Source organism: Variovorax xiamenensis, assembly GCF_050916385.1.
Classification (GTDB): Bacteria; Pseudomonadota; Gammaproteobacteria; order Burkholderiales; family Burkholderiaceae_C; genus Variovorax.
The window spans coordinates 2,772,922-2,792,276 of record NZ_CP139038.1; the positions used below are offsets into that span (position 1 = coordinate 2,772,922).

Sequence of the window (19,355 nt, forward strand, 5' to 3'; positions counted from 1 at the left end):
CCGATGGCGCGCTTTTTCATTCAGCCCTGTGGCTCTGCCTGCGTGTCAGTAGTTCGGGCCGTTGCCCGGGTAGTAGCCGCTGCCGCGCGGATAGCGTTGCTGGTTGTAATAGTTGCGTTCATCGGCATTGCGGCCGACCTGGTTGCCGATGATGCCGCCGATGGCCGCGCCGCCCACGGTGCTCGCGGTGTTGCCGCCGATGGCATTGCCCACCAGTGCTCCGCCCACGGCGCCCACGCCGGTACCGAGGTTCTGATTGGGGCCGCTTGCGCAGCCCGCAATCGTCATGACCGAAGTGGCTGCGGCTGCAGCGATCCAAAGACGTGTATTCATGATGTCCACCTTTCGATGAGTGATGGTTCATCATGTCCAACACACCCCCGTGTGCCGTGTAGGAACCAGCCGCACGTGCCTGTGCGGTCTCGCGGGGCGCACCGCGTGGGACAGGAGTGCATGCTTTGGCTCTACAGCCGGCCGGACTCGGCGCAGAGCGAGGGCTAGAGCTGCCGGCTGCGCGCCAGCGGCGGGTTCTGCGCGAAGTAGCGCTGGATGCCGCGCATCAGCGCGTCGGCCAGGTTCTCCTGGTAGTCGACACGGCGCAGGTTGGCTTCTTCTTCCGGATTGCTGATGAAGGCGGTTTCCACCAGCACGCTCGGGATGTCGGGCGCCTTCAGCACCGCGAAGCCGGCCTGCTCGACCGAGCCCTTGTGCAGCCGCGCACCGATGCCCTTGATCTCGCCGAGCATCGCGCCGCCGAGCTTCAGGCTGTCGTTGATCTGCGCGGTGGTGCTCATGTCGAGCAGCGCGCGCTGCACCTGCGCCTCGTGGTTGCCCACGTTCACGCCGCCCACGCGGTCGGCGTCGTTTTCCTTGTTGGCCAGCCAGCGCGCGGCACTGCTCGACGCGCCGCTCTGGCTCAGCGCGAACACGCTGGCGCCGCGCGCGGCGGGCGTGGTGAAGGCGTCGGCGTGGATGCTCACGAACAGGTCGGCCTGAACGCGCCGCGCCTTCTGCACGCGCACGCCCAAAGGCACGAAGAAGTCGGCATCGCGCGTGAGAAAGGCGCGCATCGGGCTGCCGTTCACGCTGCTCGCGTTGATGCGCTGGCGCAGGCGGTGGGCCACCTGCAGCACGATGTCCTTCTCGCGCGTGCCGTTGGGGCCGATGGCGCCGGGGTCCTCGCCGCCGTGGCCGGGGTCGAGCGCGACGATGATGATGCGGTCGGTGCGATTGGCCGTGGCTGCAACCGGTGGGGGTGGCGCGGGCGGTGTAGCGGGCCTGATGGGCGCGGTGGCCACCACGGGAGGAGGAGGCGGCGTCGAAGGCCTGTCGCCGCCTGTCACTGCGGCGGGCGGCGGCGATTGCGGGCCGGGGCGCATCGACTGTTGCGCCATCAGGTCGCCGAGCGGATCGCCGGCCGGTGCAGTCGCCACAGCCGGCGGTGCAACCGTTGAGCCGCCGCCCGTGGAGCGGGGCGCATCGCGCAGGCGCTCGGCGATCAGCGCTTCCATCGGGTCGACTGCCTGCTCGGGATACAGGTCGAGCACCAGCCGGTGCTTGTAGGCCGCCACGGGCGCGAGCGAGAACACCTGCGGCACCACGGCCTGCTTCAGGTCGAACACGATGCGCACCACCTTCGGCGCGTTCTGCCCGACGCGCAGGCCGTTGATGTAGGGGTCGCCGGGCTTGATCTTGCCGACCAGCTCGCGCAGCTCGGGATTGAGCTCGATGCCTTCGATGTCGACGGCGAGCCGCGGCGGGCTGCCCACCACGAGCTGTTGCGAATTGAGCCGTGCGTCGGATTCGATGGTCACGCGTGTGTAGTCGGCGGCGGGCCATACGCGCACTGCGAGGATGGTGGCTCCGCGCGCGATCTGGTGCACGCCGAGCATCAGCGCGATGCTGCCGCCCTGCAGCAGCACGCGCCGTTTCAGGCCGGCCGCCTTCATGCGGCGATGCGCGCCAGCAGATCGCTGCCGCGAGGGGTGTTCGCGAGGAGGGTCACGCTGCGTGTGTCGTCAGTCATTGCTTCTATTTTAATAGCGAGGTCGGCAATTGGTGTGCGGCCGGCGGCGTTGTCCGGCCATTCGGCCAGCTTGAGGCCCGGCCCGGCGAAGATGTCGCGGAAGCCGGCGTCGTCCCATTCGCGCGGATCGGCGAAGCGATAGAAGTCGAAATGGAAGATCTGCAGCCCGTCGGGCGCCTCGTGGGGCTCGACCACCGCGTAGGTGGGGCTCTTGATGCGCCCGGCGATGCCCAGGGCGCGCAGCAGATGGCGTACGAAAGTGGTCTTGCCGGCGCCGAGGTCGCCATGAAGTTCGATGAAGGCGTCGCGCAATGCAGGCGATGCGGCCAGTGCCCGCGCGAAGGCATCGGTGTCGGCTTCGCTGCACCAGCGCAGGCTGCGGGTGCTCTTGTGCGTTTCTACAATCGGCAAGTGATCGTCAGCCATCCACTCGTTGTTCGTATTCAGGCCTTGGCCCGGGAACTCGGATTCTCCCAAATCGGAATCGCGGGCGTCGATTTGTCGAGCGCCGAAGCCGGTCTGATGCAATGGCTGGCCCATGGGTTCCATGGCGAGATGCAATACATGGAAACGCACGGCACGCGCCGCGCCCGGCCGGCCGAGCTGGTGCCGGGCACGGTGAGCGTGATCACCGCGCGCATGGACTACCTGCCGCGCAGCACCAGCCCCGAGTGGCAGACCGTCGAGTTCGACAGGCTCAAGCGGCCCGGCGAGGCCATCGTCTCCGTCTACGCACGGGGCCGCGACTATCACAAGGTGCTGCGCAACCGGCTCGCGAAGCTGGCCGAACGCATCGCCGAAGAGGTCGGCCCCTTCGGCCACCGCGCCTTCACCGACTCGGCCCCCGTGCTCGAGGCCGAACTGGCCTCGCGCAGCGGCCAGGGCTGGCGCGGCAAGCACACGCTGGTGCTCGACCGCGACGCGGGCTCGATGTTCTTCCTGGGCGAGATCTATGTCGACATGGAGCTGCCCCCCAGCGAACCCGTCACCGCGCACTGCGGCAGCTGCAGCGCCTGCATCGATGTGTGCCCGACGCAGGCCATCGTGGCGCCGAAGAGGCTCGATGCGCGGCGCTGCATCTCGTACCTCACCATCGAGCACGGCGGGCCCATTCCGGTCGAGCTGCGCCCGCTGATGGCCAACCGCATCTACGGCTGCGACGACTGCCAGCTGATCTGCCCCTGGAACAAGTTCGCGAAGAAGAGCACGCTGCCCGACTTCGACGCACGGGAGGAGCTCACGGGGCGCACGCTGGCCGATCTCTTCGCGTGGACCGAGCAGGACTTTCTTCGCCGCACCGAAGGCAGCCCGATCCGTCGCATCGGGCACGAGCGCTGGCTGCGCAATATCGCGGTCGCGTTGGGCAACGCGGTGAGGGCGGGCGAGGGCGGTGCGAAAGAGGCGCTGGCAACCCGTGCCGAACACCCGAGCGAGCTGGTGCGCGAGCACGTCGCCTGGGGCCTCGCGCAGCAGGCCGCGGGCTGAGGCTCTATCCGTTCAGGCCGGCAGGATCTCGCGCACGCGCTCCCACGGCCGGCACATCAGCGTGCCGCGCGGCGACACCACGATGGGCCGCTGCAGCAGGATCGGGTGCTCGACGATGAAGTCGAATATCTGGTCGTCGCTCCACTTCGAGTCGGCCAGGTTCAGCTCTTCGTACGGAGCTTCCTTGGTGCGCAGCAGCTCGCGCGCGCCCATGCCCATGGCCTTGGAGAGCTCGCGCAGCTTCTTCTTCGAGGGCGGGGTTTCAAGGTAGAGAACGATCTCGGGCTCCACGCCGCTTTCGCGGATCAACGACAGCACGTTGCGGGACGTGCTGCAGTTGGGCTTGTGGTAGATCGTCATCGGGTAGGCGGTGGTCGGGGTGCGTGTGGTCATGGCGTCGATGATAGGAAACCGGCCTCAGCCTTACTGTGCCGGGTCGGGCGAGAGCGGAAATCGCTTCGCCCAGAACTCCGCCAGCCGCGGATCGGCATCCACGCGACGCACCACCCGCGTCATGCGTGGTGCCACGCGGTAGAAGCGCCTGCGGCCCGGCGTCCAGCGCGACATCACGGTCACGTACAGGTCGAGCATGCTGATGCGGTCGCCGAGCAGGTAGGGCGCAGGCTCGTCGATCTGCGAATCCATCAGCTGCCAGCAATGCGCGATGCGCTCGGCCGTGCGTTCGAGCATGGCCGGCTGCGCCGCGGGGTCGGGTACCAGGCGCGAAGGCTCGTCGCGCACCCAGAACATCGAATAGATGGCAGCCGGCAGGTAGACCATCCAGCGCAGGTAGCACGAGCGCATCGGGTCGCCAGGCGCGGGGCAGAGCCCGGCTTCGGGATAGCGGTCGCCGAGCCAGATCAGGATGGCCGCGCTCTCGGTCATCACCTCGCCCGAAGGCAGCACCAGCGCGGGCACTTGTCGCATCGGGTTGATGCCCGAGATGCGCTCGCGCTCGGCCTCGCTCTCCCAGGTGGCGACGTCGACGGTTTCGACCTGCGCGCCGATCAGCGTGAGTGCGGCGTGTATGGGCGTCGCACCCGAGCCGGGCGCGCCGTAGAGGGTGTAGCGGTCTTCGTGTGCGGATGTGGATGGCATCCGCGCAGGTTACGCAGGCCGCCCCCCGTTGTCACGTAGGTCAGGCGGCCAGCAGCGCGTCGACTTTCTTCAGGGCTTCGAGCGTCTTGAAGCAGGCCTCGGCCACTTCCGTTCCCTTGACCGCGAAGTGGCGGTGGAAGTATTTGCGGTGCTCCACGTGCTCGTGGAAGTGGTGCGGCGTGAGCACGGCCGAGAAGATCGGCACGTCGGTCTCCAGCTGCAGCGACATCAGCGTGCTGACCACCGTGTTCGCCACGAACTCGTGGCGGTAGATGCCGCCGTCCACCACCAGCGCGCAGCCGATGATGGCCGCGTACTTGCCCGAGTTGGCGAGCCGCTTGGCGTGCAGCGGAATCTCGAAGGCGCCGGGCACGTCGAAGATGTCGATGAGATCGCGCGCCACGCCGAGGCGGTCCATCTCCTCGAGGAAGGCGTCGCGCGCCTGGTGGACGATGTCGGAATGCCACTGCGCCTCGACGAATGCGATGCGCGTGCCGCGTGGCGAACCCGACGCGGTGACGGCGGAAAGGGGAAGGTCGTTGATCTGACTCATGGTGTGCCTCTTGAAAGCAGGTTTCCTGAATCAGGGCGCACGAAACCGCAAGGCCACTCGCGCGCCAGCACAAAGCGAAGCGCGCGGGCAGACCCGCATTTCGCGCTCTCTTTCATCCGGACTGTGACCGTCGGCTTCGGAATCGCACCGAAATCTGCTGACCCTGGAGCTCGTTGCGAGCCCCAGGCGCTCGCGGGCTTGTGCTGCTGTTCCTTCCGGAACGTGCCGCCATCACCGCCGGTGGGGAGTTTCACCCCGCCCTGAGAACGCTTGCCGCCCGGCAAGCCGGACAGCGGGGCGATTTTAGGTGGCGCCTGCCGCCAGGGCCTGTCGCCCCCGCGCCAGACCTTCGCCCGGGCGGGGATTTTCTTCAGAAGCGATACGTGGCCGCCGCAGTCACGGTACGGCGCTGGCCGTAGAAGCAGTCGCCGCGCGCCAGGCAGGTGGTGAGCTGCACCTTGTCGGTCAGGTTGCCCACGTTGAGCGACAGGCGCAGCGGGCCGTTGTCCCACGCGAACATCGCGTCCAGCAGCGTCACCGAGGGCACCGGATTGGCGTCCATGCCGTCCCACGACTTGCCCAGGTAGCGCACGCCGCCGCCCACCGAGAAGCCGGGTACGCCGCCGATGGAGAAGCGCCGCATCAGCCAGGCCGAGGCCGTGTGCTTCGGCACGCCCGAGATGCGCTTGCCCAGGTCGGTGCCGTTGCTGCGCGAGACGCGCGCGTCGGTGTAGGCGTAGGAGGCGACCCAGTCCCAGTCGCGCCCGATGCTGCCCTTGTATTCGAGCTCCAGCCCCTTCACGTGCACCTCGCCGAGTTGGATGCTGTTGAGCGGGTTGGTCGGGTCGGTGGTCTTGCGGTTGGTGTCGCGCAGGTCGTACACCGCCGCCATGAACGAGGTGCGCTGGCCTTCGGGTTCCCACTTCACGCCGGCCTCCCATTGCTTGCCGCGCTGCGGCTTGAAGGGCGTGTTGTTCACGTCCACGCCGCCCAGCGGCAGGAAAGACTCGGCATAGCTCAGGTACGGTGCCCAGCCGCCGTCGGCCAGGTAGACCAGCCCGGCGCGCTTGGTGGTGGCCTTGTCGTCGGCGGCCGCGGCGGGGCGGCCCTCGGTGTCGGTGGTGGCCTTGTCGTGGCGCAGGCCCAGCAGGCCGATCCAGCGGCCGTACTTGACCTGGTCCTGCACGTAGATGCCTGCCTGCTTCTGCACCACAGCAGGCTGCCGCGTGAGGAATGCGGGCGGCGTGTAGTTGCCGTACACCGGCGCATACACGTCGAGCGCGCCCGCGCGGCCGCGGCCCGTGAGCTGCGAGGTCTCGTTGCGCTGGAAGTCCGCGCCGACGAGCAGCGTGTGCTCCGCCGCACCGGTCTTGAAGTGGGCCTCGGCCTGGTTGTCGATCAGCAGCATCTTGCCGCCGTTGATGGTGGCGCTCAGGTCGCGCTCGATGGTGCGTTGGTCGGCGTTGAACACCGGGCGTGCGGGGCGGTTGGTAAGCCTGTTGGCGGTGAAGCTGGTGTAGGAGGTGTTGTAGACCACCTTGCTCTCGGTCGAGCGCAGGTTCTGCCTGAAGGTCCAGGTGTCGTTCAGGCGGTGGCTGAACAGGTAGCCGAGCGAGGTGTTGCGCGTGTCATAGCGGTCGAAGCCCGGTTCGCCCGTGAAGGTCGACGTGGGAATCTGCCCGTAGAGCGACGGCAGCAGCGTGCCCTGCCACGGGAAGAAGCCGATCATCGAACCGCTCTTGTCCTTCTGATAGAGCGCCTGCAGCGTGAGCGAGGTGTCGGCGTTCGGGCGCCAGGTGAGCGAGGGCGCGAGCACGATGCGGTCGTCGGGCACGTGGTCGACCTGCGTGCCGCTGTCGCGGTTCACTGCCACCAGGCGATAGAGCCACTTGCCCTCGGTGTCCAGCGGCCCGGTGAAATCGGCCGCGACCTGCTTGCGGTTGTGGCTGCCCACCTGCACCTGCACTTCGCGCTGCAGCTCGGCCTGCGGCCGCTTCGACACCAGGTTCAGCACGCCGCCGATGCCCCCTTGGCCGTAGAGCACCGAGGAGGGCCCGCGCAGCAGCTCGACGCGCTCCAGCGTGTATGGATCGGCCCGCGTGGTGTTGTAGACGCCGTAGCTGCGCTGCAGCCCGTCGAGGTACTGGATGGCGTCGCCGCCGCGCACCTTGAACGAGTCGACGCGGCTGTCGAAATAGCTCGACACCACGCCGGCCGTGTAGTTGGTGGTTTCGCGCAGCGTGAGCGCGCTCTGCGCCTCCATCTGGTCGCGCGTGACCACCGAGATGGCCTGCGGCGTTTCGATCAACGGCGTGTCGGTCTTCGTGGCGGTGCCGCCGCGCCTGGCGACGAAGCCGGTCACCGGGCCGGTCGCGCTTTCGACTGCGTCGCCCGTCACGGTGATCGTGGGCAGGGCCTTGCGGGTCTCGGCGGATTCGTCTTTTTCCTGGGCATAGGCCGGCACGGCGGCGCCCAGCGCCATGGCGGTTGCCGCGAGTGTGGCGCGGCGGGTGTGCGAAATGCGCCAGGTGGAGCGCCCAGCCGGGCGCCGATGCTTCTTCGATGTCATGTGCAGCTTCTCCTGTGTCCTGCGTTTGGGGGGAGTGGCTGCGGCGCGCGCCGTATGCGGGCGCGCCATGGCTTCTCTGATCCGGTCCTGTCAGATCCGGACGAGCGCAACCGGCGGCTCGCTTCGGGCTGGCTGCCGGTGGGTTTTATGGGTTCTTGTTGCGTCGTCGCGGGCAGCCGTTGCGGCTGCGGTCTTCGTTCCTTCGAAGACGGCTTGCGCGCCCGTTGCGGGCGGCTGGCTGAGCGGCGCGATTATAGGAAGAAAGGCATCAGCGTCCGCCGAGGAACTGCGTCATGCGCTGCAGTTCGTCGTCGAGCGCCGCGCGGAAGGTCGCGTCGCGCGGCTTCTTGCCGGCATAACCGAAGGCTGGCTGCAGCCTGCCCTCGGGCGCGCTCACGTTCGCCCAGCCGATCACGCGGTCGTGCCACAACACCGGCAGCGCGTAGTAGCCGAACTGGCGCTTGGGCGCGGGCGTGTAGGCCTCGAACTTGTAGGTCCAGTCCCAGAGCAGTTCGAAGCGGCGGCGGTCCCACACCACCGGGTCGAAGGGCGCGAGCAGGCGCACTTCGTCGTCGGGCGCATGGCGGCGCGAGGCCGGGTTCTCGTCGGCTGGCCAATACCAGGTCGTGCCGTCGATGCTGCAGCTCGCGAGTTCGTCGCGCGCGATGCGCAGCGCCGCCTGCGTCTGCGCTGCGAGATGCGGTGCACCGTAGCCGAGCAGACGCACGAGGTAGGTGAGGCTCGAGGCCGGCAGCGGCGCGTACTTGCGCACCACCAGCTCGATCAATGCCGCCGCGCGGCGAGCGCGGCCGGCGGGGCTGTCATCGGCCGGCTCGTGCGTCACCGCCTCGTAGACGCGAGTGCCGCTGTCGCGCCGCACCACGCGCAGCATGCCGCGGTAGTGCATGCCGTCGAGCAGGTGCGTGGTCGCGTTGCTGGAGCCGCCCCAGTAGTTCTTGATGCGGCCGTGCGCGAAGTGCTGCTCCACCTGGCGCGGATGCACCGGTCCATGTTCCTGCACGTAGGCGAGCACGTCGGCCGCCTTGCGCCGCGTGTCGGCGTCCCATGCCTGCCTGGCCTCACGCGGATGCATCAGCGCCAGATGCTCGCGTGGCAGGAAGCCGTAGTTGACGAGGCAGTCTTCCTCGACGGCGAGGCGGGTGTAGCGGCTTTCGAGATCGCCCGCGCGGTAGTCCTTGACGCGGTGGCGCAGTGTCAGGTCTTGTGCGCGAGCGGGAGCGCGGATCGGGTCGGCCTGCACGAAGCCCAGCTGGCGGATCGCCGCGGGCAGCGTCGTGGGCTTGAAGAGGGTGCGCGCCACTGCGTAGCGGCGCAGATCGTCGAGGGTCGGGGCTGGCATCAGCGGATTGCAGCACAGGCGGCGGACTTTCGCTTTGCTGCGTTGTGCGTTGGGCGCTGCTGTCGTTCGGGGCGCGCTCACGCCGACGGGGTGCCTTGCTCCGCGAATGTCCTCCGCCCTTCGGGCTCCCCCTTTATTTCGCTGCGCAAGGCACCCCATCGGCGTGAGCGTTCAGCGCTGCTGCGGAAGCTGTATTTGTTGGCAGTCTTCGTGACTTCGTGCTCTAGCAGCGGCTGCTTTGCCGGGTTCTTCTCTAGAGTGAATGCCCCTGTCACTCAACACCCCACCAAGGGGAGAAGAAAGGCGCAACACACCCGAGTCACCCAGATGTTTGAAGGCTGCTTGCCTCGCGGCAGGTTGTCGGTGCGAGAGCAGCGATGCAGATGCGAGGTATCAAAAGGCGACGGCCGGGGTGTTATCAGCACCCCGACCGTCTAACCAAGTTCGTGCACCACCTTGGAAGGAACGCACAAAAATGGCTACCAAGACTATAGCCCGGCCTCGCACGCCGGTAGCTTCCGCAGAAACCGCCCAAGACCCGGCGGATCTTCTAGAAAACACACTCTCTCAGCTCGAAGCTCTACTGTGGGTTTGCCACGGGGAAGACGTCGACTGGTGCAGCGGTGATGGGCCTCGACGACTCGACAACCTGCTTTGGCTTGCGGCGGAACTGGCGCGCAGGGCTGGAGAGCTGTTTCAGATGAGCGAGAAGGCGCGATGTGGGGCGCCTGAGACTGGCGGTTAGCGGCTGGTTTGCGGGCTGCGGATTTCGCGGCCCGCCTGAAGCCTTCGGGGTAAAGGTGATTCGGGTTGACTGAAGTTTGCAGGGTAGAGCTCGATGGCAGCCATGTATTCCGAGCTGATCGTCGGCAAACAATGCGAGCCCCTGCTTTGCAGCGATGCCGTCGTTGGCGCCGGCGAGGTGAATAGGTACTATCGACTCAGAAGCGCTCCTTCGTCACAGTCTTTCAATCTCGCCTAGACGGAGTTCAACGCCTGAATTTCTCACTTTCCTCGAAACAGCAGACCCCCATGAACCTCACGGAACACCAACAACGTTTGCTTGATGAAGCTGAAAGCTGGGTGAAACGGCTGTTGGAGACAAATGGCCGTCTCGACGTATTTGCCATTACGGAACTGCCCGGCGGAAAGATGTCCGTCGTTCAGTCGCCCATTGAGAGTGACGACTGGGAACGGGCACTGAAACACACGGTCGCGGAACTGACCGGCCTTGCGCTCCGTCGCGAAATCATCGCGAGTGTGGTCATCACTCCAATCACCGATGACTCCAACGGCATGGTGATGCTGGATGTCGAAAGCCGTGAAGACGGCCGTGTGTCAGTCCGCCTCATGCTGAAGAAAAAGATGTTCGGCGGATGGACTCTGGTCGACAGGAAAATTGAGGCACAGGAGAGAGGCATCTTCAAGATTCAGCAGTCGACTCAGCCGAGCAAGCCCGAGGTGCGATCCTTCACACGCGACGATCTGAAGCTCGTCTACCCATACATAGTCCCTAAGTCCTGGGTCGACTACGCGGGCAAGGATGCGCTGCTGACATGGGAGTTCTCAGAGGATGTCCGCATGGTCCTTGTTGTAGACAGGTTTGGAACCGTGCAGAACGTCAGGCCGCAAGACCTTGAAGAAGTGAACGAAACGCCAGATAGCCTCTTCGAGATTGCGGCACAGAATCTGTCCAATTCTTTCCAGCAGGAAGAATTCGAGGTCGGTGGTGCCACGCTGCTGGATGGGCGTGAGATTGGCTATGCCCGCGGCAGCTGGATGGCGCCGGCCGGTGGATTGATGTTGAGCGCGCTTTACCAAGGCCTTCAGAAGCAGTTCAAGCAGGACGAATTTGCCGCAATCGCGGTCAACCAACAATTCCTGCTGGCTTTCCCCCTGGATGAAGGCACCCTGAACTCGGACTCACTGCGACGAGCTGTCGATGACGAATGGCGTGCAACCAAACCGATCTCGCAGTCGTGGCTGCTACTGGACGGGCAATGGCCTCGGGAGTATCCGTACACGCCGACCTTCGGGCCGAAAAAGGATGCGATCCATTGAAAGTAACGGTGGATCTGTTCAACGCGTGCGGGCTATCGGCCAACACCAGACCTTCCCGACGACCTGCCAATCCCGTCAACGCCCTCGCATGACCATCGAAGCTGAGCTCAACATCGTCGAGGTTCCCTATGAGTCGGGAGCCATCCGCTTCCGCTATGCGCGCTACCTGGCACCGGACGGTGCCCGTTGGATTCGACATGGCTTGTTCGTCGCGTACCACGAGAACGGCGTCGTGAGCTCCGAAGGCAGGTACTTCAATGGAAAGGAGACCGGCGTCTGGCGCGACTTCCATGTGAACGGCCAACTGGCCTCTGAAGGCAACTATCTCGAGGGCCTGGAGGTCGGGACCTGGCGCTTCTGGGACCCGGACGGCAGCGAGCAGCCGCCGACGCAGTACAACCACTGATGCCCACTTCCGAAGCGCGTGCGCACTGCCCACACGGTAGGCAACAATCGGCCACAAGCAGACACTGGATGATTGAATGGATCGATACAAGAACAACAACCATTTGCTGCGTCTTCTCGACTGCTACTTGCTGGACTCGATAGGCGAGTTGGGACAGGAGCAATTGCAGACCCTGGTCAGTCTTGAGCCGATGTTGCAAAGGGCATGGAAATCGGAAGGAACATGGAGACAGTTGATCGAAGAGCAAATGAATTTCCAACCTACTGTCCCCGCCAAGATCCGGACGTTTTGGTTGGGCTACATCAAGGCGGCCGAAGTGCAGGGGTTGCCGGCCTTGCCGATCGATTTCGTTGTGTCATTCGTTGACCAGAACTTCCCGCACTTAGTGGGGGGCGAGGACGTTCATTGACGCTGGTTCGAGTGCTTCCAGAGTACCCCCAGAAGAGCGGCAATGGGTCGCGGCAAATGTCTTCTATGGAGCAGGGAGAACTTCGCCTTTGGGCCCGTTGCTGAAATTAGGTCACCCCCGCAGGGCGCCGGAAAAGCAGTCAAGTTCGGACATGGATCACTATCGGATGACTGGCGCCAGAGTACCCGCGCCGCTCGCTGAAGTTCGGCGGAGTAGCTAGCCCGCAGTGCCACACGTTCAAACCATCACGCGTCCGCCGGCGACGTCCAGCACGATGCCGGAGATCCACGAAGACACATCGCTGAGCAGGAACAGCGAGGCTTCGGCGATGTCATCCGGTGTGCCCAGCCGACCCAGCGGAAAAGCGCGCAGCATCTGCGCTTGCCGCTCAGGCGACATGTTCATTTGCGTGCGCTCAGTGAGTACCGCCGATGGTGAGATGCAATTGACGCGCAAGCCGCTCGGTCCGACTTCCTGGGCCAGGTGGCGCGTGAGCATGATCACACCGGCCTTTGCAGCGCCATAGCCAGCCGGAGCACCGGAGGCCACGCGTGCGCCCGCCGAAGCCATCGTCAAGATGCCGCCACTGCCGCGCGCAAGCATGCCGGGCAGAAAGCTCTTGATCGTGAAGAAGGTCGAGGTCAGGTTGTTGTCGAGACTGGAGCGCCAATCCTCTTCGCTGATCTCATGCACCGGCACAGGCTTTCCAGTACCACCGCCAGCAAAAGCCAGTACGAAATGCGGTGCGCCGAAATGCGCTTCGACCTCGTCGCGCATCCGCAGCACTTGCGCCAGATCTGCACAGTCGGCCTGGATGGCGATCGCATCCACGCCCAATGCCCGCACGGCGGCCAAGCTTCTCTGCAATGCCACGTCGTCGCGCCCGTTGATGGCCAGGCGCACACCACTGCGCGCGAGCGCGAGGCAAGTCGCGGCACCGATGCCGCGCGAGCCGCCGGTCACGACCGCGACCTTGCCGTGCAGGTCGCCAAAAACGGGCGAGGTGGTCGCGGCTGCGAGAGCTTCGCCGTCAGGGCTTGTCATAGGTCCTCACTTCAATGTTGTGATGATCAGGGTCGTGAAAGTACAGTGCGTCCGCCCAACCACGCGCGCCGTATTGCGATGCGACCCGGCCATCCCGTGTGAACGGGTCTCCGCCAAACGGAATACCCAGCTTCTGTAGTCGCTGATGAACTGCTTCGAACGCATTTCGATCAAGGATAAGCGCCAGGTGGGCCGGATCTCTCGGTGCCTGCGCCAGCAAGTCGATCACGCTGTCATCGCTGAGGCGCAGCATGTCGAAAGGCGGATCGCTTTCGCGAGTAAGGCCCAGGACCTGCCGGTAGAAACCGGCGGATCTGGCAGCGTCGGTGACGCGCAGGATGAGATGATCTATTTGCATCGTAGTGTTGGCAAAGGATGGGGCAGCCCCTCTCGCCTTCATGACATCCTAGGCAGCGTCGATCGCGGATGCACTCAACGATGCAACATGCCCCCCATTCGAAAACGCATAGCAAGGTACGACGATGTCGATCAACTGGGATGATCTGAAATTCGCACTTGCCATCGCGCGCCACGGCACGCTGAGCGCCGCTGCGCGCGAACTCGGTACAACCCAGCCCACGGTCAGCCGGAGGCTCGATGCCTTGGAGCTTCGCTTGCAGGCGAAACTGTTCGACCGGGAAGCGAGCGGCTTTCGGCCGACGGTGTTGGCGCGTTCGCTGCTCGATGGTCTTGAGCAGATGGATGCGGGCGCACTGTCGATACAGCGGCAGGTGGCGGCACGCGACACCGGCTTGAGCGGTGAAATCCTCGTGACCAGCTTGGACTGGCTGGGCGACGAAGTGATCGCGCCGATGCTCGCTCGTTTCGGCGCACTGCATCCAGGCGTGGTGGTCGAACTGATAAACGGACCACAGGTGTTCAACCTTGCGCGGCGTGAAGCGGACTTGGCTTTTCGCTTCGGAGCGTTCACGCAGGAGAACCTCATCGAGCGCCGCGTCGGCGAAGTCGCCTACGCGCTCTACGCGTCCGATGCGTATCTGCAGAAACATGGATTGCCGGATGTCGCTCACGGCCTTGCTGGCCACCGCTTGGTCTATCTCGATCGCGCCGCAGGCGAAGTGCCACATGAAGCCTGGCTACGGGCCTTGGCGACACGCGCCCGCGCAGTGCTGCACGTCAATGGATTGCGCGCACACCTGGCCGCCGCACGCGATGGCGTGGCGATGGCTGTACTACCCCGTTTGCTTGGGGATAGGGAGCCGCAATTGCGTCGCGTGGAGTTGCAGCACCGAATGCCGGCAAGATCGGTGCGCGTGGGGTTTCATTCCGACATGCGCGAGACCCCTCGCATTCGCGCCCTTGTGGATTTTGTCGTGCAAGAACTGGAGCTGCTGCAGATGAAATTGAACCCCGGGAGCTAGTTCAGTGCGACGGAAAGTATTCGCGCATCGTAGCGAAGCACCGTAGCCTCGAGAGGCCGCCGCCTCTTCCCGCATCTCTGTGGCATGCCGATGGGCAAAGTCATCCCTCTCAGTTGACGTCACTCCCTGCCACTCATAAGTAGGGGCCCGCAGGCCGAGGGACATTCACCCGGCGGGAGGTGGCCTGTGCACGCGCCCTGAACAACGAGCAGCTCTAGACAGCCTGCCGGTGCCGCTCGATGCAGACGTCCAGTGTCTCCGCGCCAGGCCGCTGCCACCAATCGAGGTTCGAGAAGATCTCCACCTCGCTGAACCCGGCAAAGCCCGCATCCTCCACCCACCCGCGGATCTTCTTCAACTCGACCACGCCATCCCCCATCATCCCACGGTCACTCAGCAGATCACGCGTAGGCGTGAGCCAGTCGCAGACGTGATACGCCAGCAGGCGCTCGCGGCCGGCGCGGGCGATCTGCTGCTGCAGCTTCGGGTCCCACCACACGTGGTAGACGTCCAGCGCCACGCCGAGCATGCCGCTTTTACCCGCGTCGAGTTCGTCGCACAGGTCGAGCGCGTGTTCGAGCGTGTTGATGCAGGCACGGTCGGCAGCCTGCATCGGGTGCAGGGGCTCGATGGCCAGCGGCATGCCGACTTCGCGGGCGTATTCGAGCGATGCGGCGATGCCGTCGCGCACCTCGGTGCGGGCGCGGCCGATGTCCTTGTAGGCGGCCTTGCCCTCGAGCGCGCCGGGCAGGGCGCCGACCACCAGCACGAGGCAGGGGGCGTCGAGCGTCTTCGCCTCGTCGATGGCGCGGCGGTTGTCGTCGAGCGCGGCCTTCAGGCCGGCCGCGTCGGGCGCGGGGAAGAAGCCGCCGCGGCAATAGCCTGAGAGGCCGATGCCGTGCGCCTTCAGCTGCTTAGCCACCTTGTCGAGGCCGACGGCCGCCACTTGGTCGCGCCAGGGGCTGATCGCACGGATGCCGCGTTCGGCGCACTGGTCGATGATGCGGTCCAGCGGCACCTCGGCGCCCGACTGCTTGCGCACCGTGGCGGTGTTGATCGACAGCCAGTCGTGGTTCTGCGAGAAATCGCGCATGCTCGTCTTCAGCCTTCCACGCCGTACAGGGCCAGCAGGGTCTTCATGCGTCGCACCGCCAGCTCGGGCTGCTCCAGCAGGTTGGCGGCATCGGCCAGCCTGAACAGTTCCGCGAAGTGCTGCAGCGAGCGCGTGCTCTGCTGGCCGCCGACCATCGTGAAGTGCTTCTGGTGGCCGTTGAGCCAGGCCATGAATACCACGCCGGTCTTGTAGAAGCGCGTGGGCGCGGCAAAGATGTGACGCGACAGCGGCACTGTGGGGCCGAGGATGTCGTGGAACTTCTTTTCGTTGCCCTGCGCCAGTGCGCCAAGGGCCGCGCTGGCCGCCGGCGCGATCGCGTCGAAGATGCCCAGCAGCGCATCGCTCTTGCCGTGCGTGGGTTCGCTGCCGAAGCCGTCGCCGGCGATCAGCTCGGCATAGTTGAAGTCGTCGCCGGTGTACATGCGCACGCCCGGCGGCAGGCGGCGGCGCATCGCGATCTCCTTGTCCTTGTCGAGCAGGGAGATCTTGATGCCGTCTACCTTGTCAGGATGCGCGGCGATGATGCCCAGCGCCGTGTCCATGGCCGCGTCCACGTCCTTCGTGCCCCAGTAGCCTGCGAGCGCCGGGTCGAACATGTCGCCCAGCCAGTGCAGCACCACCGGCTGCTTCGCCTGGCTCAGGATGCGGTCATACACGCGCTCGTAGTCGGCGGGGCTCTTCGCCACGCGGGCCAGCGCGCGGCTGGCCATCACGATCAGCTTGCCGCCCAACGCCTCGATGGCGGCCATCTGCTCTTCGTAGCCGCGGATCACGTCGTCGACGCTCTTCACGCTGTCGATGTCCAGGTGGTCGGTGCCGCAGCCCGAGGCGACCAGCGCGCCGGGCACGTCCTTCGCGGCGTCGAGCGAGCGGCGGATCAGCTCCAGCGAGGTCGGCCAGTCCAGGCCCATGCCGCGCTGGGCGGTGTCCATGGCCTCGGCCACGCCCAGGCCCAGCGAGAACAGGTGGCGGCGGTAGGCGATGGTGGTGTCCCAGTCGACCGCGCATTGCAGCCACGGGTCGATGGCGGCCATCGGGTCGGCAACCACGTGGGCGGCCGAGTAGGCGATGCGGTTGAACTTCACGCCCGCATCGGGCTTCACCGGAACGGTGCCGCGCAGCGCGTAGGGCGCGAGCGTGCCGCCCGCGGTGGGAAGGTTCAGCGAGAGAGCCATGTCGCGAACCTCGTCAGACCTTCAGCGCGGGCACGTCGACCCAGCGGCGGTCCTGCCACGACTCGAGCGCGGCCTCGACCAACTGCACGCCCTTGGCGCCTTCGGGCAGCGTCCACTTGTAGGGCGCGTCTTCCACCACGTGGCGGATGAAGTGCTCCCACTGGATCTTGAAGCCGTTGTCGTAGACCTGCGAGTCCGGAATCTCCTGCCACTGGTCGAAGAAGTTCATGGTCTGCTTCTCGTCGGGGTTCCACACCGGGCGCGGCGTGGCCACGCGCGACTGAGCGCGGCAGCTCGACAGGCCCGCCACGGCTGAGCCGTCGGTGCCGTCGACGTGGAAGGTGACGAGGTCGTCGCGGCGCACGCGCGTGACCCAGCTCATGTTGATCTGCGCGATGACGGGCTCACCGTTGTGGCCGGTGAGCTCGCAGGTAGCGTAGGCCGCGTCGTCGGCGGTGGCCTCGTAGGGCTTGCCGGCTTCGTCCCAGCGCTTCGGAATGTGGGTGGTGCCCAGGCAGCTCACCGACTTCACCTCACCGAACAGGTTGTCCAGCACGTAGCGCCAATGGCACATCATGTCCAGGATCATGCCGCCGCCGTCTTCCTTGCGGTAGTTCCAGCTCGGGCGCTGGATGGGCTGCAGGTCGCCCTCGAACACCCAGTAGCCGAACTCCAGGCGCACGCTGAGCATGCGGCCGAAGAAGCCGGCGCGGCGCAGCATGTCGAGCTTGCGCAGGCCGGGCAGGAAGAGCTTGTCCTGCACGGCGCCGTGCTTCAGGCCCTTGGTCTTCGAAGCTTCCTCGGCCAGGCGGGCGATCTCGACAGCCTCGTTGAGGTTGGTGGCAATGGGCTTCTCGCAGTAGACGTGCTTGCCGGCGCGGATGGCCTTGGCCAGCAGGGCGGGGCGCATCTGCGTGGTGCCGGCGTCGAAGAAGATGGTGTCGTCCTTGTTCTCCAGCGCCTTGTCGAGGTCGGTGCCCCAGCGCGGGATGTTGTGGGCCTTGGCGAGCGCTTCCATCTTCTCGGCGTTGCGGCCGATGAGGATCGGGTCGGGCATGACCTTGTCGCCGTTCGACAGCGTGACGCCGCCCTGGGCGCGGATGGCGCAGATCGAGCGGATCAGGTGCTGGTTCATGCCCATGCGCCCGGTGACGCCGTGCATGATGATTCCTAGACGTTGGGTGGCCATCGTTTTCTTCCTTGGGTGCGAGAGATTGGTGCGGGCTGGACGCGCGCTTCAGTAGACGGAACGCATCGCGTCCCACGAGATGCCTGCGCCTGGCTTGCCGGTGGCGAAGCCGGGCGCGGCGGTGAGCGAGGGCAGGTCGAGCTGCCCTTCGCGGATGGCGAGGCGCACTGCGCCTTCGCTGGATTCGTAGAGGCCGGGGTGCAGCCTCATCAGCGCCTGCTGCTCGGCTTGGGGCGCCGCGGCAAGGCCGTTGACGTAATGGTGGCCGTTGCGCTCCACGTGCGAGAGGCCCAGCCATGCGACGAGCGCCAGGTCCTGCTGCACGCCGATGCCGGCCTGCATGGTGAGGTCTTCGCCGGAGAGAAAGTAGCGCGGCTTCTCCGCCGCGGCATTCCATTGCGCGCAGCGCGCCGAATTGATCACCGACTTGTAGAAGCCCTTGCAGCTCTTGCTCGATACGCCGGTGTAGCCCAGCGCGCGGGCCTGCACGAAGGCATCGAGCGTGGCGTCCGATTCGTCGATGAGCAGCGGAATGCGCTTGCCTAGTGCGGAGACGTCGCGTTGCAGTGCGGCATCGCGGCGGATCGGCTGCTCGACGAAGACCGTCTTCTGCGCGAGCTTCCACAGCACGGGCGTGGAAAGCATGCGGTCCAGGAAAGTCGCGAAGGCATCGGCGTCCGCGTATTGCTCGTTGCCGTCGAGCGTCACGAGCTGCGCGTGGCCGTCTATCACGCGGGCGATACGCTGGAGCCGGTCGATGTCCTGCGCGGTGTTGCCGCACAGCTTGAGCTTGAAATGCGTGTGGCCGTAGCGCTGCACGGCGGCCTGCAGCGTGGTCGGCAGGCCGTCGGCTGGCGCATCGGGTGAAGCGTCGCTGTCGTCGATGGCATCGGCCAGCCCGACGGTGTGTCGTGCCGCGATGCGGGTTCGCGGCGACTGTTTCGCCAGGAACCCGGGCATGTCGAAACCCGAGAGATCGTCGACCAGGCCGCTGCCGGCGATGTCGATGCCGCAGAGGTTGCCGCTCATCGCCGCCGCAAAGCTCGTGCCGCTGTGCAGGCACAGCGCGTCGAGGAGGGCGCGGTCGATCAGCGCGGGGCCGTAGCTCGCCACCAGCGGCTGCAGGCCCTTGGCCCTGGCGCGCGACTGGAGTGCGGCGTAGTTCGAGGCGAAGTGCGTCCAGGCGGTCTGCGCATCGGGCTCGGCGGTATAGGCCTCGCGCGCATCGCGCAGGGCGAAGCGCAGCTGCTCGAAGTTCTGTTCGTTGGTGAGCGCCGGGTTCTTGTCGAACCACTTCGGAATCATCATCTCCGCAGCGCAGCCCTCGGCCGTGCGGCCGTCGGCGAAGCGGATGCGCGCCTTCACGTAGACCTGCGGGCAGGCGGTGACGGTGGCCGCGCCGAAGCGGAAGGGCAGCCGCAGCGCCACGTTGCGCTCGGCGAAGCGGATCTCCTCGACGTGGAAACGGATCGCGTCCATGGCTC

The 19,355-nt window shown here is 65.9% G+C and carries 19 protein-coding genes and 1 riboswitch; of the genes, 5 read left to right on the top strand and 14 right to left on the bottom strand.

Going from position 1 to position 19,355, the window contains the following annotated elements; translation table 11 throughout:
• Positions 1 to 45: 45 nt before the first annotated feature.
• The 3 genes from SFB74_RS12325 to tsaE form a co-directional block, all read right to left on the bottom strand.
• Positions 46 to 333: a glycine zipper domain-containing protein gene (locus tag SFB74_RS12325; RefSeq protein WP_130422407.1), complete on the bottom strand. Its 288-nt coding sequence runs from the start codon at positions 331 to 333 to the stop codon at positions 46 to 48.
• A 164-nt stretch (positions 334 to 497) separates the two neighbouring features.
• Entirely contained in the window at positions 498 to 1,949 is a 1,452-nt protein-coding gene (locus SFB74_RS12330) for an N-acetylmuramoyl-L-alanine amidase (RefSeq protein WP_432731091.1), read from the bottom strand.
• The gene (tsaE, locus tag SFB74_RS12335) at positions 1,946 to 2,452 is read right to left on the bottom strand and encodes a tRNA (adenosine(37)-N6)-threonylcarbamoyltransferase complex ATPase subunit type 1 TsaE (RefSeq protein WP_093300602.1); all 507 of its coding nucleotides are present in this window, start codon (positions 2,450 to 2,452) and stop codon (positions 1,946 to 1,948) included. The genes SFB74_RS12330 and tsaE overlap by 4 nt, the downstream gene beginning before the upstream one ends.
• Here tsaE and queG point away from each other — a divergent pair.
• Entirely contained in the window at positions 2,438 to 3,511 is a 1,074-nt protein-coding gene (gene queG / locus SFB74_RS12340; RefSeq protein WP_432731092.1) for a tRNA epoxyqueuosine(34) reductase QueG, read from the top strand. The two genes, tsaE and queG, sit on opposite strands and share 15 nt — an antisense overlap.
• 12 nt (positions 3,512 to 3,523) lie before the next feature.
• Here the strand turns inward: queG and arsC are convergent, their stop codons facing one another.
• The 5 genes from arsC to SFB74_RS12365 form a co-directional block, all read right to left on the bottom strand.
• The gene (gene arsC / locus SFB74_RS12345) at positions 3,524 to 3,904 is read right to left on the bottom strand and encodes an arsenate reductase (glutaredoxin) (RefSeq protein ID WP_432731093.1); all 381 of its coding nucleotides are present in this window, start codon (positions 3,902 to 3,904) and stop codon (positions 3,524 to 3,526) included.
• 30 nt (positions 3,905 to 3,934) lie between these two features.
• Entirely contained in the window at positions 3,935 to 4,609 is a 675-nt protein-coding gene (locus tag SFB74_RS12350) for a glutathione S-transferase family protein (RefSeq protein WP_432731094.1), read from the bottom strand.
• A 40-nt stretch (positions 4,610 to 4,649) separates the two neighbouring features.
• Positions 4,650 to 5,162 (bottom strand): 6,7-dimethyl-8-ribityllumazine synthase, encoded by a 513-nt coding sequence (locus SFB74_RS12355; RefSeq protein ID WP_093202171.1) that lies wholly within the window; start codon positions 5,160 to 5,162, stop codon positions 4,650 to 4,652.
• Positions 5,163 to 5,262: 100 nt separating this feature from the next.
• Positions 5,263 to 5,434: riboswitch (FMN riboswitch) on the bottom strand.
• A gap of 98 nt (positions 5,435 to 5,532) precedes the next feature.
• Positions 5,533 to 7,731, bottom strand: a complete 2,199-nt coding sequence (locus SFB74_RS12360) for a TonB-dependent siderophore receptor (RefSeq protein ID WP_432731095.1) — start codon at positions 7,729 to 7,731, stop codon at positions 5,533 to 5,535.
• Positions 7,732 to 7,999: 268 nt separating this feature from the next.
• The gene (locus tag SFB74_RS12365; protein WP_432731096.1) at positions 8,000 to 9,091 is read right to left on the bottom strand and encodes a DNA glycosylase AlkZ-like family protein; all 1,092 of its coding nucleotides are present in this window, start codon (positions 9,089 to 9,091) and stop codon (positions 8,000 to 8,002) included.
• Positions 9,092 to 10,123: 1,032 nt separating this feature from the next.
• On the opposite strand from SFB74_RS12365, the gene SFB74_RS12370 reads away from it, so the two are divergent.
• From SFB74_RS12370 to SFB74_RS12380, 3 genes are all read left to right on the top strand, one after another.
• Complete coding sequence (locus SFB74_RS12370) at positions 10,124 to 11,152, top strand: hypothetical protein (protein ID WP_432731097.1); 1,029 nt, start codon at positions 10,124 to 10,126, stop codon at positions 11,150 to 11,152.
• 88 nt (positions 11,153 to 11,240) lie between these two features.
• Complete coding sequence (locus tag SFB74_RS12375) at positions 11,241 to 11,558, top strand: toxin-antitoxin system YwqK family antitoxin (protein ID WP_432731098.1); 318 nt, start codon at positions 11,241 to 11,243, stop codon at positions 11,556 to 11,558.
• A gap of 76 nt (positions 11,559 to 11,634) precedes the next feature.
• Positions 11,635 to 11,967, top strand: a complete 333-nt coding sequence (locus tag SFB74_RS12380) for a hypothetical protein (protein WP_432731099.1) — start codon at positions 11,635 to 11,637, stop codon at positions 11,965 to 11,967.
• A gap of 237 nt (positions 11,968 to 12,204) precedes the next feature.
• Here the strand turns inward: SFB74_RS12380 and SFB74_RS12385 are convergent, their stop codons facing one another.
• A complete protein-coding gene (locus SFB74_RS12385; protein WP_432731100.1) occupies positions 12,205 to 13,011 on the bottom strand; it encodes an SDR family NAD(P)-dependent oxidoreductase in 807 nt (268 codons plus the stop codon).
• Complete coding sequence (locus tag SFB74_RS12390) at positions 12,998 to 13,369, bottom strand: VOC family protein (protein WP_432731101.1); 372 nt, start codon at positions 13,367 to 13,369, stop codon at positions 12,998 to 13,000. Before SFB74_RS12390 ends, SFB74_RS12385 begins: the two co-directional genes overlap by 14 nt.
• A 124-nt stretch (positions 13,370 to 13,493) precedes the next feature.
• On the opposite strand from SFB74_RS12390, the gene SFB74_RS12395 reads away from it, so the two are divergent.
• Complete coding sequence (locus SFB74_RS12395; protein WP_432731102.1) at positions 13,494 to 14,393, top strand: LysR family transcriptional regulator; 900 nt, start codon at positions 13,494 to 13,496, stop codon at positions 14,391 to 14,393.
• Between the two features lie 214 nt (positions 14,394 to 14,607).
• Here the strand turns inward: SFB74_RS12395 and SFB74_RS12400 are convergent, their stop codons facing one another.
• From SFB74_RS12400 to SFB74_RS12415, 4 genes are read right to left on the bottom strand one after another with little or no spacing between them, the layout of a single operon-like run.
• Positions 14,608 to 15,486: a sugar phosphate isomerase/epimerase family protein gene (locus SFB74_RS12400; protein WP_432731103.1), complete on the bottom strand. Its 879-nt coding sequence runs from the start codon at positions 15,484 to 15,486 to the stop codon at positions 14,608 to 14,610.
• Positions 15,487 to 15,494: 8 nt separating this feature from the next.
• Complete coding sequence (locus SFB74_RS12405) at positions 15,495 to 16,682, bottom strand: dihydrodipicolinate synthase family protein (protein WP_432731104.1); 1,188 nt, start codon at positions 16,680 to 16,682, stop codon at positions 15,495 to 15,497.
• A 13-nt stretch (positions 16,683 to 16,695) separates the two neighbouring features.
• Positions 16,696 to 17,871, bottom strand: coding sequence for a Gfo/Idh/MocA family protein (locus SFB74_RS12410; protein ID WP_093305188.1), 1,176 nt, complete (start codon positions 17,869 to 17,871; stop codon positions 16,696 to 16,698).
• A 48-nt stretch (positions 17,872 to 17,919) separates the two neighbouring features.
• The gene (locus SFB74_RS12415) at positions 17,920 to 19,350 is read right to left on the bottom strand and encodes an enolase C-terminal domain-like protein (protein ID WP_432731105.1); all 1,431 of its coding nucleotides are present in this window, start codon (positions 19,348 to 19,350) and stop codon (positions 17,920 to 17,922) included.
• Between the last annotated feature and the right edge of the window lie 5 nt (positions 19,351 to 19,355).

What these genes read in the sequence shown, in the direction of transcription:
- SFB74_RS12325 (WP_130422407.1), bottom strand. Translation starts at nt 333, where the DNA reads ATGAATACACGTCTTTGGATCGCTGCAGCCGCAGCCACTTCGGTCATG.
- SFB74_RS12330 (WP_432731091.1), bottom strand. Translation starts at nt 1,949, where the DNA reads ATGAAGGCGGCCGGCCTGAAACGGCGCGTGCTGCTGCAGGGCGGCAGC.
- tsaE (WP_093300602.1), bottom strand. Translation starts at nt 2,452, where the DNA reads ATGGCTGACGATCACTTGCCGATTGTAGAAACGCACAAGAGCACCCGC.
- arsC (WP_432731093.1), bottom strand. Translation starts at nt 3,904, where the DNA reads ATGACCACACGCACCCCGACCACCGCCTACCCGATGACGATCTACCAC.
- SFB74_RS12350 (WP_432731094.1), bottom strand. Translation starts at nt 4,609, where the DNA reads ATGCCATCCACATCCGCACACGAAGACCGCTACACCCTCTACGGCGCG.
- SFB74_RS12355 (WP_093202171.1), bottom strand. Translation starts at nt 5,162, where the DNA reads ATGAGTCAGATCAACGACCTTCCCCTTTCCGCCGTCACCGCGTCGGGT.
- SFB74_RS12360 (WP_432731095.1), bottom strand. Translation starts at nt 7,731, where the DNA reads ATGACATCGAAGAAGCATCGGCGCCCGGCTGGGCGCTCCACCTGGCGC.
- SFB74_RS12365 (WP_432731096.1), bottom strand. Translation starts at nt 9,091, where the DNA reads ATGCCAGCCCCGACCCTCGACGATCTGCGCCGCTACGCAGTGGCGCGC.
- SFB74_RS12370 (WP_432731097.1), top strand. Translation starts at nt 10,124, where the DNA reads ATGAACCTCACGGAACACCAACAACGTTTGCTTGATGAAGCTGAAAGC.
- SFB74_RS12375 (WP_432731098.1), top strand. Translation starts at nt 11,241, where the DNA reads ATGACCATCGAAGCTGAGCTCAACATCGTCGAGGTTCCCTATGAGTCG.
- SFB74_RS12380 (WP_432731099.1), top strand. Translation starts at nt 11,635, where the DNA reads ATGGATCGATACAAGAACAACAACCATTTGCTGCGTCTTCTCGACTGC.
- SFB74_RS12385 (WP_432731100.1), bottom strand. Translation starts at nt 13,011, where the DNA reads ATGACAAGCCCTGACGGCGAAGCTCTCGCAGCCGCGACCACCTCGCCC.
- SFB74_RS12390 (WP_432731101.1), bottom strand. Translation starts at nt 13,369, where the DNA reads ATGCAAATAGATCATCTCATCCTGCGCGTCACCGACGCTGCCAGATCC.
- SFB74_RS12395 (WP_432731102.1), top strand. Translation starts at nt 13,494, where the DNA reads ATGTCGATCAACTGGGATGATCTGAAATTCGCACTTGCCATCGCGCGC.
- SFB74_RS12400 (WP_432731103.1), bottom strand. Translation starts at nt 15,486, where the DNA reads ATGCGCGATTTCTCGCAGAACCACGACTGGCTGTCGATCAACACCGCC.
- SFB74_RS12405 (WP_432731104.1), bottom strand. Translation starts at nt 16,682, where the DNA reads ATGGCTCTCTCGCTGAACCTTCCCACCGCGGGCGGCACGCTCGCGCCC.
- SFB74_RS12410 (WP_093305188.1), bottom strand. Translation starts at nt 17,871, where the DNA reads ATGGCCACCCAACGTCTAGGAATCATCATGCACGGCGTCACCGGGCGC.
- SFB74_RS12415 (WP_432731105.1), bottom strand. Translation starts at nt 19,350, where the DNA reads ATGGACGCGATCCGTTTCCACGTCGAGGAGATCCGCTTCGCCGAGCGC.